The organism is Streptomyces griseoviridis, from assembly GCF_005222485.1.
GTDB classification, from domain to species: domain Bacteria; phylum Actinomycetota; class Actinomycetes; order Streptomycetales; family Streptomycetaceae; genus Streptomyces; species Streptomyces hintoniae.
The window spans coordinates 5,066,173-5,078,612 of sequence record NZ_CP029078.1 but is presented as its reverse complement, the minus strand read 5'-3'; the positions used below and the strand labels follow the sequence as shown (position 1 = coordinate 5,078,612).

Annotated in this window: 11 protein-coding genes; 2 read left to right on the top strand and 9 right to left on the bottom strand. The window is 73.6% G+C overall.

The window, feature by feature from the left end; translation table 11 throughout:
* Positions 1 to 120: 120 nt before the first annotated feature.
* Together DDJ31_RS21870 and DDJ31_RS21865 are read right to left on the bottom strand one after the other, a co-directional pair.
* On the bottom strand, positions 121 to 888 hold the full coding sequence (locus DDJ31_RS21870) for an ABC transporter permease (RefSeq protein ID WP_127178643.1): 768 nt from the start codon (positions 886 to 888) through the stop codon (positions 121 to 123).
* On the bottom strand, positions 885 to 1,736 hold the full coding sequence (locus DDJ31_RS21865) for an ABC transporter ATP-binding protein (protein WP_127178644.1): 852 nt from the start codon (positions 1,734 to 1,736) through the stop codon (positions 885 to 887). Before DDJ31_RS21865 ends, DDJ31_RS21870 begins: the two co-directional genes overlap by 4 nt.
* Positions 1,737 to 2,027: 291 nt before the next feature.
* Between DDJ31_RS21865 and DDJ31_RS21860 the strand changes: the two genes are divergently transcribed.
* Positions 2,028 to 3,461, top strand: coding sequence for a SulP family inorganic anion transporter (locus DDJ31_RS21860; RefSeq protein WP_127178645.1), 1,434 nt, complete (start codon positions 2,028 to 2,030; stop codon positions 3,459 to 3,461).
* Here DDJ31_RS21860 and DDJ31_RS21855 read toward each other — a convergent pair.
* Genes DDJ31_RS21855 through DDJ31_RS21845 form a run of 3 tightly spaced genes read right to left on the bottom strand, consistent with a single transcriptional unit; the run spans position 3,425 to position 5,090 of the window.
* Positions 3,425 to 4,198, bottom strand: a complete 774-nt coding sequence (locus DDJ31_RS21855) for a class I SAM-dependent methyltransferase (protein ID WP_127178646.1) — start codon at positions 4,196 to 4,198, stop codon at positions 3,425 to 3,427. The genes DDJ31_RS21860 and DDJ31_RS21855 overlap by 37 nt on opposite strands.
* Before the next feature lie 22 nt (positions 4,199 to 4,220).
* Entirely contained in the window at positions 4,221 to 4,754 is a 534-nt protein-coding gene (locus tag DDJ31_RS21850; protein ID WP_171480872.1) for an EamA/RhaT family transporter, read from the bottom strand.
* Positions 4,755 to 4,796: 42 nt separating this feature from the next.
* Positions 4,797 to 5,090, bottom strand: a complete 294-nt coding sequence (locus DDJ31_RS21845; protein ID WP_240678116.1) for a peptidase — start codon at positions 5,088 to 5,090, stop codon at positions 4,797 to 4,799.
* A 193-nt stretch (positions 5,091 to 5,283) separates the two neighbouring features.
* On the opposite strand from DDJ31_RS21845, the gene DDJ31_RS21840 reads away from it, so the two are divergent.
* The gene (locus DDJ31_RS21840; RefSeq protein ID WP_127178647.1) at positions 5,284 to 7,476 is read left to right on the top strand and encodes a serine/threonine-protein kinase; all 2,193 of its coding nucleotides are present in this window, start codon (positions 5,284 to 5,286) and stop codon (positions 7,474 to 7,476) included.
* 88 nt (positions 7,477 to 7,564) lie between these two features.
* Here the strand turns inward: DDJ31_RS21840 and ilvD are convergent, their stop codons facing one another.
* The 4 genes from ilvD to DDJ31_RS21820 all read right to left on the bottom strand — a co-directional run bounded on the left by ilvD (position 7,565) and on the right by DDJ31_RS21820 (position 12,383).
* Entirely contained in the window at positions 7,565 to 9,418 is a 1,854-nt protein-coding gene (gene ilvD / locus DDJ31_RS21835; protein WP_127178648.1) for a dihydroxy-acid dehydratase, read from the bottom strand.
* A 370-nt stretch (positions 9,419 to 9,788) separates the two neighbouring features.
* A complete protein-coding gene (locus tag DDJ31_RS21830; protein ID WP_127178649.1) occupies positions 9,789 to 10,394 on the bottom strand; it encodes a TetR family transcriptional regulator in 606 nt (201 codons plus the stop codon).
* The gene (locus DDJ31_RS21825) at positions 10,391 to 11,215 is read right to left on the bottom strand and encodes a sugar phosphate isomerase/epimerase family protein (RefSeq protein WP_127178650.1); all 825 of its coding nucleotides are present in this window, start codon (positions 11,213 to 11,215) and stop codon (positions 10,391 to 10,393) included. The genes DDJ31_RS21830 and DDJ31_RS21825 overlap by 4 nt, the downstream gene beginning before the upstream one ends.
* A 229-nt stretch (positions 11,216 to 11,444) precedes the next feature.
* A complete protein-coding gene (locus DDJ31_RS21820; RefSeq protein ID WP_127178651.1) occupies positions 11,445 to 12,383 on the bottom strand; it encodes a Ppx/GppA phosphatase family protein in 939 nt (312 codons plus the stop codon).
* Positions 12,384 to 12,440 lie beyond the last annotated feature (57 nt).

Sequence of the window (12,440 nt, the reverse complement as noted above, 5' to 3'; positions counted from 1 at the left end):
TGGTGCCCTCCGGAGGGTGCGTCGTCCGGGTTCATCCTCCCATCGGGGGCGGTGGGCGCGGGTCGGGTGTCCGGTGGGCGGACCCGTGGGGCGCGGGTGACGGCCGGGGCGCGGGGTCGCTCACGGGGTGCGGCGGCGGAGGGTGGCGGCGCCCAGGGCGAGGACCAGCAGGGCGCAGCCCGCGACGACGAGGACGTCCCGGACGAAGGCGCCGGTGGGGTCGGCGTGGGTGACGCCCTCGTTCATGCCGTCGACGGCGTACGACATGGGCAGGACGGCGGAGACGGCCTCCAGGGCGGGCTGCATCGCGGAGCGCGGGGTGAACAGGCCGCAGAGCAGGAGCTGCGGGAAGATCACCGCGGGCATGAACTGGACGGCCTGGAACTCGGACGCGGCGAACGCGGAGACGAAGAGGCCGAGGGCGGTGCCGAGCAGGGCGTCGAGGAGCGCGACCAGGAGCAGCAGCCAGGGGCTGCCGGTGACGTCGAGGCCGAGGAACCGGACGGCGAGGCCGGTGGCGAGCGCGGACTGCAGGATGGCGAGGCCGCCGAAGGCGAGGGCGTAGCCGGCGATGAGGTCGGCCTTGGCCAGCGGCAGGGCGAGGAGTCGTTCGAGGGTGCCCGAGGTGCGTTCGCGCAGGGTGGCGATGGACGTCACCAGGAACATGGTGATCAGCGGGAAGATCCCGAGGAGCGAGGCGCCGATTTGGTCGAAGGTGCGCGGGTCGCCGTCGAAGACGTAGCGGAGCAGGAAGAGCATCGCGCAGGGGATCACGAGCAGCAGCGCGATGGTGCGCGGGTCGTGGCGGAGCTGGCGCAGTACGCGGGCGGCGGTGGCGGTGTTGCGGGCGGGGCTGAGGACGCGGCCCGGGGCGCGGGTGGTGGTCATCGGGCGGTCCTGTCGGTGTTGACGGTGGTGACGGTGGTGTTGCTCCTGACGGTGCTGTCGGTGCCGTTGGTGTCGGCGGTCCTGTCCTGGGTGCGGTCGGCTGTCGCCGCTTCGTCGACGAGGTGCAGGAAGGCCGCTTCGACGGTGTCGGCGCCGGTCCGGGCGCGCAGGGCGTCGGGGGTGCCGTCGGCGAGGATCGCGCCGTCGCGCATGAGCAGGAGGCGGTGGCAGCGCTCGGCCTCGTCCATGACGTGCGAGGAGACGAGGAGGGTGGTGCCGCGGTCGGCGAGGGTGTGGAAGAGGGCCCAGAGGTCGCGGCGCAGGACGGGGTCGAGGCCGACGGTGGGTTCGTCGAGGACGAGGAGTTCGGGGCTGCCGAGCAGCGCGACGGCGAGGGAGACCCGGCTGCGCTGGCCGCCGGAGAGGTGTCCGGCGAGGGTGTCGGCGCGGTCGGTGAGGTCGACGTCGGCCAGGGCGCGCTGGACGTCCTGGTGGCGGCGGGCGGCCGCGGTTCTGCCGGGGTCGAGGATCGCGGCGAAGTAGGCGAGGTTCTGGCGGACGGTCAGGTCGTCGTAGACGGAGGGTGCCTGGGTGACGTAGCCGACGCGGGTGCGCAGTCCGGGGTGGCCGGCGGGGCGGCCGAGGACCTCGAGGACGCCGGTGACCTGGGCCTGGGTGCCGACGATCGCGCGCAGCAGGGTCGACTTGCCGCAGCCCGAGGGGCCGAGCAGTCCGGTGACGCGGCCGCGCGGGACGGTGAGGGCCAGTCCGTGCAGGACGGTGCGGGGGCCGCGGCGGACGGTGAGGGCGTCGGCGCGGATCGCGTCCGGGGTGCGCCTTATATTCATCACGTGATGAACAATGCTCCTCCGGGGAGGGGCCGTCAAGGAGGGGGCGGGGCCGCCGTGCCCGGCGTGGGGAGTGCGGGGTGGCGCAGGCGCGTGGCGGCGTGATCGGAAGGGGGCGGTCCGGTATCCGCGCCTCCGGGTTCACGCGTTCGACACACGATCCGCGTGCGCGCTCAACTCCCTTTGCCGACAATGGATTTCAGTGCGAGGTCGGATGCCGCGCATCACCTTCGCCGTGCCCTCCCCCGGTCCGGCGCCCACGCATCTCCCGTCGACCACGGAGGTGCTGTCATGCGCTCTCGCGCACACACGGCCGATCTGCTCGCTTCCCTCGTCGTCTTCCTCGTCGCGCTGCCGCTCTGCGTCGGCGTGGCGATGGCCTCGGGTGTCCCCGCCGAGCTGGGGCTCGTCACCGGGATCGTCGGCGGTCTCGTCGCCGGGTCGCTGCCCGGCAGCAGCCTCCAGGTGAGCGGCCCGGCGGCGGGGCTGACGGTGCTCGTGTACGAGGCCGTCCACGCCTACGGCGTCGAGGCGCTCGGGGTGCTGGTGTTCGTGGCCGGGCTGGTTCAGCTGGGGCTCGGGGCGCTGGGGCTCGGGCGGTGGTTCCGGGCCGTGTCGGTGGCCGTCGTGCAGGGGATGCTGACCGGGATCGGTCTGATCCTGATCGTCGGGCAGCTGTACGCGCTCGGTGACGTGACGGCGCCGGGGACCGGGCTCGGCAAGCTCACCGGGCTGGTGTCGCTGCCGGGGCTGATGGACGCGACGGCGCTGTCGGTGGGCGGTGCCACGCTGGCCGTACTGGTGCTGTGGCCGCGGTGGCGCCTGGGTGCCCGCGCGGTGCCCGCGCCGCTGGTCGCGGTGGCCGTGGCGGCGGCGCTGACCGGGGTGTTCGGCCTGGACGTGCGGCGGGTCGGGGTGCGGGGGCTGCTGGAGTCGATACGGGTGCTCGACGTGTCGCAGTTCGGGCGGCTGACGGAGCCGGGGGTGGTCGGGACGGTCGTGGCGTTCGCGCTGATCGCGTCGGCTGAGTCACTGTTCGGCGCGGCGGCGGTGGACCGGCTGCACCGGGGGCCGCGCACGCACTACGACCGTGAGCTGATGTCCCAGGGCGTGGGGAACACGGTGTGCGGGCTGCTGGGGGCGCTGCCGATGACGGCGGTGATCGTGCGCAGCGCGGCGAACGTGCGGGCGGGCGCGCGGACGAAGGCGTCGCGGGTGCTGCACGGGGTGTGGCTGCTGCTGTTCACGGCCGTGGTGCCCGGGGTGCTCGAACTGATCCCGGTGGCGGCGCTGGCGGGGGTGCTGGTGCACGCGGGGTGCAAGCTGGTGCCGGTGCGGGAGGTGCGGGCGATGTGGCGGGGGCATCGCGGTGAGGTGGTGGTGCTGGTGGTGACGGTCGGCGCGATCGTCTTCGGGAACCTCTTCGAGGGAGTGCTGGTCGGGCTCGCGCTCGCGGTGGCCAAGACCGCCTGGGAGGCCGGCCAGGTGCAGGTGGAGACGGCGGAGAACGCGGCCGGTGAGCTGGTCGTGCGGGTGCTGGGGCATGCCACGTTCCTGCGGCTGCCGAAGCTGCTCGACACGTTGGAGGCGCTGCCTGGCGACCGGGCGGTCCGGCTCGAGCTGGGCGGGGTGCGGCACATGGACCTGGCCTGCGCGGCGGCCCTCGACGGGTGGGCCGCCGCGCGGGGTCAGGGGGCGACGGCCACCAGCAGTTCGACGACGTAGCACTCCTCGACGGAGCCGTCGGGGAACTCGGCGAGCAGCCGGTCGCGTTCCTCGGCGAGGAAGGCCGCGCTCTCGTCGTCGTCGCGGACCAGGAACATCGAGTGGCTGCCGATGTTGGCGAGGTGGGTGTCGACGGGGACATGCCGGCTCCAGGCGACGGAGCGGGCGGCGAGGTCGAGGGGTTCGTCGAGCGCCTCGATCGCCGCGCGGGGGGCCTCGCCGGCCCGGCCGCCGATCGCGTCGAAGCCCAAGTGGTGCTGGATGCGCTCGCGTTGGCGTTCGCTCCAGGGCACGTCGGGGGCGGTGGTGTTCCACCACAGGGCGAGCGCGCCGCCCGGCCGCAGCACCCGCAGCGCCTCGGGCACCGCGCGCTCCGGGTCGGTCCAGTGCCAGGACTGGGCGTAGGTGACGAAGTCGGCGCTGCCGTCGGCGAAGGGCAGCGCGTTGCCGTCGCCGCGCACGACCGGCACCTCGGGCAGGCCCCGGTGGAACTCGGCCGCCATCCCCTCCCCGGGCTCCACCCCGACCACCCGGGCACCCCGCACGCGCAGCACGGCGCTGGAGATCCCGGTGCCCGCGCCGACGTCGACCACCCGGGCCCCGGCCAGCGGACGCCCGGCGAGGTCCTCGACGGCGTCGAGGAGGGCGGGCGGGTAGGAGGGCCGGGCGGCCGCGTACTGCGCGGCGGCGGCGTTGAAGGAGTGGGCGCGGAGGGCGTGCGAGGAGGAGGCCGTCATACCGTCATGGTGGCCCACCCGGTCAGCTCCGGCGGCGCCTTTTCGACGGGTTGCCGGTGCGGCGGGTGGTGCGGGCCGCGTGCCGGGCGCGGGCCGTCTCGTACTCGGTGCGGTGGAGTCTCTCGCCGGGGGCCTCGGTGAGGGAGCGCAGGAAGTAGGCGAGGAGGGAGCCCACGAAGCCGATCGCGAGCAGGCCCCGCAGGGAGGACTCGCGGTCGGGCGCGGGCCTTTCGGTGAAGCCGTCCCAGGTGTGGCGGAAGGCCAGCGCGGTGCAGACGGCGAACATCGCGCCGACGAGGACGTTCACGAAGGTGCCGGTGCCGGCGATCCTGAGGCCCTCCCAGGCGAAGCGCAGGACGAGGCAGGAGCCCGCGGCGGCGGCCAGGGAGCCGACGGCCGCGCCGGCCCGGCGCAGGGCGTAGCCGCCGTCGTGCTCGACCCAGGTCGTGCCGAAGAAGCGCAGCGGCTCGGGGCGTGGGCCGGTGGTCGGTGGGGAGCCCGCGGGGTCGGCCCGGGTGCCGGTCTCGTCCCGCGCGGGACGGTTCTCGTCGCTCACGGGACGATTATGGCTGCCGGCCGTCGCGGGCTCCCGGGCGGATCAGCCGCAGCGCGCCGCCACGTAGCCGTCGCTGCCGGTGAGGACGTAGGCGTCCGACACGTACTCACCGCTGCCGATGCTGTCCCAGATGTTCGAGGTGCCGTACGGGCCGGCCACCGAGGTGCCCGGGGTCTGGCAGTGGATCGGCACCCGTGAGCCGGCCGCGAGCACCCGGACGACCGCGTACCCGGTGCCGGGTCCGCCGCGGACGTTGAGCGTCACCCCCGGCGCGATCGCGTACGTCTTCGCCGTCGTGGCCGCGGCCTTGATCTCCTCGGAATGGTCGACAGACACGCGAGTACCTCCCCCGTTGCTCCCCATGACGTCCATGGGGCCCCGTTGATTCCCCTATTTCAGGCCATGAAACGCCCAAAAACAACGGTGTCCACCATGTATCGGGACACCCGCACGCCGCCTCTGTCGCGCACCGGTCATCGACTAGGCTCCGTGCGTCGCTGGCGCGGACGAACAGCACGGGGGTGGTTCCATGGCGCCGCAGGGCAGCACCGGGGCGGGGGCCGAAGCGGAACGTCCCGAGTACGCCGGTCACTACCGTCTCGAGTCCCGGCTCGGCTCCGGTGGCATGGGGGTCGTGCATCTGGCCCGCAGCACCTCGGGGCTGAAGCTCGCGGTGAAGATCGTGCACACCGACTTCGCCAGGGACCCCGAGTTCAGGGGCCGTTTCCGGCAGGAGGTGGCGGCCGCGCGCCGGGTCAGCGGCGCCTTCACCGCGCCCGTCGTGGACGCCGATCCGGAGGCCGACCGGCCCTGGATGGCGACCCTGTTCATCCCCGGTCCGACCCTCGCCGAACATGTGAAGCGGAACGGCTCCATGCCCGCCGCGCAGTTGCGCAGGCTGATGGCGGGGCTGGCCGAGGCGCTGCGCGACATCCACCGGGTCGGCGTGGTGCACCGGGACCTGAAACCGAGCAACGTGCTGCTCGCCGACGACGGTCCGAAGGTCATCGACTTCGGCATTTCCCGGCCAAAGGACAGCGAACTGCGGACCGAGACGGGCAAGTTGATCGGCACGCCGCCGTTCATGGCGCCCGAGCAGTTCCGCAGGCCCCGGGAGGTCGGTCCGGCCGCCGACATCTTCGCGCTCGGCTCGGTGCTGGTGCACGCGGCGACCGGGCGGGGCCCCTTCGACTCGGACAGCCCGTACGTGGTCGCCTACCAGGTCGTGCACGACGAGCCTGATCTGACGGACGTGCCCGCGCAGTTGGCGCCGCTGGTGCTGCGCTGCCTGGCCAAGGAGCCCGAGGACCGGCCCACGCCCGACGAGTTGATGCGCGAACTGCGGTCGGTGGCGGCCTCCTACGACACCCAGGCCTTCATACCGACCCAGCGCACGACGGACGCGGACACCGGCGCGGTGGCCGCCGCCGACCCGGACGCGGGGACCGGCCCGGACGCGGGCGCCGGTCAGGGGCCGGTCGCGGACGACGCCGAACTCCCCCTCGAAGCAGGGGAGTCGGGACCCGCGCGGCAGCCCGCGGCACGGACGGTCTTCGGGCGCGGGCGGCACGGCAGGGCGGTGCTCGCCGCCGTCTCCGTCGTCGTCGCCGGGGTCGCCGGTCTGGTGGCCGTCCAGGCGGTCGGCGGTGAGAGCGCGGACGGCGCCGCCGCACCCGCGAGCCCGAAGGCGAGCGCGCCGGCCGTGTCCGCCTGGCAGGTGGCGACCCCCGGCACCGGCACACCCCAATGCTCTTACGGCGGACGGCAGTTGGTGTGCGGCCGGCGCGGTGCCGTGTTCGCGCTCGACCCCGCCGACGGCAGCCTGCTGTGGAAGCACCCGGTCGCCGCCACCGAGCGCGGCAACCCGCCGGTCCTCTCCGGGGGGCTCGTCCAGGCGCTGACCGAGGGCGCCCCGCGTCTCGAAGCGCTCGACCCCGCCACCGGCGAGGTCCGCTGGAAACGGGACCGCCCCGCCGACAGCGGGATGCGGGCCGCCGCCGGGATGCTGCTGATCACCGGCGCCGACGGCCGGGTCACCGGCCTCGACGGCGCCACCGGCGAACCGAAGTGGCAGCACCGGATCGCCGCGCAGGACCGGCCCTACTTCACGTCGTTCACCGGGGACCGGCTGGCCTACGCGGCGACCGCAGACGGCACCCGCACCCAGGTCACGGCGGTGGACCCGGTCACCGGCGAGGTCCGCTGGAACGCCCGGCTCGCCGGGAACCTCAAGCCGGTCGGGGTGACCGGGGAGACGGTCACCTTCCTGGAGAGCGATCTGACGTCGGCCACCAGAGCCGTCGTCCGCTACGACCCCGCGACCCGCGAGGCGCGCAGGACGGCGCTGCCCCTCGCGCTGTACGGCGCCGAGGCCGCCGTCCGCGGTGCGGTGGTGTACGTGATGGCGACCGGCGGGACCCTCGAAGCCGTCGACACCAGGAGCGGGAAGCCGCTCTGGCAGCTGGAGACGTCGCTGAGCCGGGGTTCGACGCCCGCCGCCGACGACCGGTACGTGTACGTCAGCGCGCCCGACGGCCGGCTGCTCGCCGTCGACGCGCGGAAGGGCACCTTCGCCGGGCAGACCAGGCCGCGCCCCACGCCGCACTCCGACCGGGTGGTGGCCTCGCTGCCGACACCCGCGCTCGCCGGGCACACGGTCTACGGCACCGCGCCCGACGGGACCGTCTTCGCGGTGGACGCGCGGCACCCCGCGAGCTGGTGACCCGGACGGCCGGACGCGGGGCGCGGAACGGCCGAAGGGCCGCTCCCCCGGCGGGAGAACGGCCCTTCGGCGCCGAAGTGCGGCTGGTTCAGCCGAGCTTGCTGACGTCGCGCACGGCGCCCTTGTCGGCGCTGGTGGCCATCGCCGCGTAGGCGCGCAGCGCGGCGGAGACCTTCCGCTCGCGGTTCCTCGGCGCGAACCGGCCGCCCAACGCCTCTTCGCGGCGGGCCAGTTCGGCGTCGTCCACGAGGAGTTCGATGCTGCGGCCGGGGATGTCGATGCGGATGCGGTCGCCGTCCTCGACGAGGGCGATGGTGCCGCCCGAGGCCGCCTCGGGTGAGGCGTGGCCGATGGAGAGGCCCGAAGTGCCGCCGGAGAAGCGGCCGTCGGTGACGAGCGCGCAGGTCTTGCCGAGGCCGCGGCCCTTGAGGAAGGACGTCGGGTAGAGCATCTCCTGCATGCCGGGGCCGCCCTTGGGGCCCTCGTAGCGGATGACGACGACGTCGCCGTGGGTGATCTGCTTGTTCAGGATCTTCTCGACGGCCTCCTCCTGCGACTCGCAGACGACCGCGGGGCCCTCGAAGGTCCAGATGGACTCGTCGACCCCGGCCGTCTTGACCACGCAGCCGTCGACGGCGAGGTTGCCCTTGAGGACGGCGAGGCCGCCGTCCTTGGAGTAGGCGTGCTCGGCGCTGCGGATGCAGCCCTCCGCCGCGTCCTCGTCCAGCGCCTCCCAGCGCTCGGACTGCGAGAACGCCTCGGCGGAGCGGACGCAGCCGGGGGCCGCGTGCCACAGCTCCACGGCGTCGGGGGACGGCGAACCGCCGCGCACGTCCCAGGTCTTGAGCCAGTCGGCGAGGGACGGGCTGTGCACGGAGTGGACGTCCTCGTTGAGCAGGCCCGCCCGGTGCAGCTCGCCGAGCAGGGCGGGGATGCCGCCGGCCCGGTGCACGTCCTCCATGTAGTACGTGCGGTTCTTCGCGACGTTCGGGGCGACCTTCGCGAGGCACGGCACCCGGCGCGAGACCTCGTTGATCTCGTCGAGGCCGAACGGGACGCCCGCCTCCTGGGCGGCGGCGAGCAGGTGCAGGATCGTGTTGGTCGAGCCGCCCATCGCGATGTCGAGGGCCATCGCGTTCTCGAACGCGGCGAGGGTCGCGACGTTGCGCGGCAGGACCGTCTCGTCGTCCTGCTCGTAGTAGCGGCGGGTGATGTCCATGACCGTGCGGGCCGCGTCGACGTACAGCCGCTTGCGGGCGGTGTGGGTGGCGAGCACCGAGCCGTTGCCCGGCAGGGAGAGGCCGATCGCCTCGGTCAGGCAGTTCATCGAGTTGGCGGTGAACATGCCGGAACAGGAGCCGCAGGTCGGGCAGGCGTTCTCCTCGATGCGGAGGATGTCCTCGTCCGAGATCTTGTCGTTGACGGCGTCGGAGATCGCGTCGACCAGGTCGAGGGTGCGGACCGTGCCGTCGACCAGGGTGGCGCGGCCTGACTCCATCGGCCCGCCGGAGACGAAGACCGTCGGGATGTTCAGCCGCAGCGCGGCGTTCAGCATGCCCGGGGTGATCTTGTCGCAGTTGGAGATGCAGATCAGGGCGTCGGCGCAGTGCGCCTCGACCATGTACTCCACGCTGTCCGCGATCAGGTCGCGGGAGGGCAGGCTGTAGAGCATGCCGCCGTGGCCCATCGCGATGCCGTCGTCGACGGCGATGGTGTTGAACTCGCGCGGGATGCCGCCGGCCTCGACGATCGCCTCGCTGACGATCCGGCCGACCGGCTGGAGGTGGGTGTGGCCGGGGACGAACTCCGTGAAGGAGTTGGCGACCGCGATGATCGGCTTGCGGCCGATGTCCGCACCGGGTACACCGGAGGCGCGCATCAGGGCGCGGGCGCCCGCCATGTTGCGGCCGTGGGTGACTGTGCGGGACCTCAGCTCGGGCATCGTCGCTCGCTCCTTCAGGACTGCGATAGAGACTGCGGTCAGTAAGGCTCGGCGCGGGGGTCCCGCGGGGAGACTTCTGATTGCTCACGAGCGTACGCCCGTCATCCAGGGGTCGGGACAGGGTGTCCGGATCGCGGGACGCGCGTCTCTCCCAGCGGGCGCCGCCAGGGCCCTCCCGACGGCACGCTCGGAGACCTCCGAGGGCACGCTCGGAGACCTCCCGAGGCCCGCTCAGGACGCTCCCAGGGCCCGGTCAGATGCCCCCGTGACGTGCACAGAGCCCGGTCAGGCACCCCCGTGACGCGCTCAGGGCCCGGTCAGGCACCCCCGTGACGTGCGCAGAGCCCGGTCAGGACACCCCGTGACGTGCTCAGGGCCCGGTCAGATGCCCCTGCACGACCGGCGCGACCCGGGCGATGATCTGCTCGACGTCCACCGAGGCCAGCGGCTCCACCTGGATCACGTACCGCAGCATCGCGCACCCGACGAGCTGGGCGGCGGCCAGTTCGACGCGGAGTTCGCCGTCCGGCCGCCCGAGCCGGCCCGCCACCCTGCCGAGCAGCTGGGAGACGACGAGCCGCCGGAAGACTGAGGCGGCGGCCTCGTTGTCGACGGCGGAGCGGACGATCGCCAGCAGCGGGGTCCTGGTGACCGGGTTCTCCCAGACGCCGAACATGAAGCGGGTCAGGCGCTCGCCGACATCGTCGAGCGGCCCGTCGGCGACCGCGTCGGGGGCGTGCAGGACCGGCGCGACGGCGTCCTCGACGGCCGCCTCGAAGATCTGGTCCTTGGTGCCGAAGTAGTGGTGGACCAGCGCCGGGTCCACCCCGGCGGCCTTCGCGACGCCCCGCACGGACGTCTTCTCGTACCCGCGCGCGGAGAACTCCTCGCGGGCCACGGCGAGGATGCGGTCGCGGGTGGAGGCGGACTCCGTGCGGGTGCGGCGGCCGCGGCGCCTGGCGGCGGCCTCGGTCACCGGCGCGGCACCTGCACGGCGGACGCCAGGTGGAGGCGGGTGAAGGCCAGCGCCTCCGCGAGGTCGGCCTCGCGTTCGGCGCCGGACATCGCGCGCCGGGTGTTGACCTCGATCACCACATGCCCGTCGAAGCCGCCGAGCGCGAGCCGCTCCAGCAGCTCGGCGCAGGGCTGGCTGCCGCGTCCCGGCACCAGGTGCTCGTCCTTGTTGGAGCCGTTGCCGTCGGCGAGGTGGACATGGCCGAGGCGGTCACCCATCCGGTCGATCATGTGCATCGCGTCGGTGCGGGCGGTCGCGGTGTGGCTGAGGTCGATCGTGAAGTGCCGGTAGTCGTCCTTGGTGACGTCCCAGTCGGGCGCGTAGGCGAGCATCTCGCGGTCCCGGTAGCGCCACGGGTACATGTTCTCGACGGCGAACCGCACGTCCGTCTCGTCCGCCATCCGCCAGACGCCGGTGACGAAGTCCTTCGCGTACTGCCGCTGCCAGCGGAACGGCGGGTGGACGACGACGGTGCTCGCGCCGAGCCGCTCGGCCGCCGCGCGGGCCCGCTGGAGCTTGATCCAGGGGTCGGTCGACCAGACCCGCTGGGTGATGAGCAGGCAGGGGGCGTGCACGGCGAGGATCGGGACCCGGTGGTAGTCGCTGAGCCTGCGCAGCGCGTCGATGTCCTGGCTGACCGGGTCGGTCCACACCATGACCTCGACCCCGTCGTAGCCGAGGCGCGCGGCGATCTCGAAGGCCGTCGCCGTCGACTCCGGGTACACGGAAGCTGTCGACAGGGCGACCTTCGCGTCCGGGATCCGTACGACTGGCTCTGCCATGAGGGACAGGTTACGGGGTGCGGGTGCGGTCACCGGGCGGCTCAGGCCGCTTGTGGGCTTCGCCACGGACGGGTTCCGGCCGCACCGGGGAGGTCTCGGCGGAGGCGGTCCCGAGGGGAGCGGTCCCCACGGACGCGGTCCCTACGGACGCGGTCGGACGGACCCGGTAGGGCGGCCGGACGGACGGGGCTGTGTGGAGGCGTCCGCGTCGTCGAGGCGTCCGCGCGGCTCAGGGCGTCGTCGATCCCATGTGGTCGAGGCGGCGCAGGATCACGCCCTCCCTGAGCGCCCAGGGGCAGACCTCCAGGGTCTCCACGCCGAACAGGTCCATCGTGGCCTCGGCCACCAGCGCGCCGGCCAGGAGCTGGCTCGCCCTGCCCTCCGAGACGCCGGGGAGTTCGGCGCGCTGGGCCGACGTCATCGCGGCGAGCCTCGGCACCCACGCCTCGAGCGACTCCCGCTTCAGCTCGCGCTGGGCGTAGATGCCGTCGGTGGAGCGGGCGGCGCCCGCTATACGGGCCAGCTGTTTGAACGTCTTGGAGGTGGCGACCACGTGGTCGGGGGCGCCGAGGCGGGTGAACTCGCTGATGGTGCGGGCGATCTGGGCGCGCACATGGCGGCGCAGGGCCCGTGTCGCGTCGGCGCCCGGCGGGTCGCCCGGCAGCCAGGCCGCGGTGAGGCGGCCCGCGCCGAGCGGCAGCGAGACGGCCGCGTCGGGCTGCTCGTCGAGGCCGAAACCGATCTCCAGGGAGCCGCCGCCGATGTCCAGGACGAGGAGTTTCCCGGCCGACCAGCCGTACCAGCGGCGGGCGGCGAGGAAGGTGAGCCTGGCTTCCTCGGTGCCGGTGAGGACGTGCAGTTCGACGCCGGTGGCGGCCTGGACGCGGGCGAGGACCTCGTCGGCGTTGGTCGCCTCGCGGACGGCGGAGGTCGCGAACGGCAGCAGATCCTCGACGCCCTTGTCCTCCGCGGCCTGCAGGGCGTCCTGGACGGTGGCGATCAGCCGGTCGACGCCCTCGGTGCCGATCGCGCCGTCCTCGTCGAGGAGTTGGGCCAGCCGCAGCTCCGCCTTGTGCGAGTGGGCGGGCAGCGGGCGCGCGCCGGGATGCGCGTCCACCACCAGCAGATGCACCGTGTTCGATCCCACGTCGAGGACACCGAGTCTCATGGGCCCAAACGCTACTGCCAGCGGGGCTGTGCTCCCGCCTCGCGCCAGGTCCCGGAA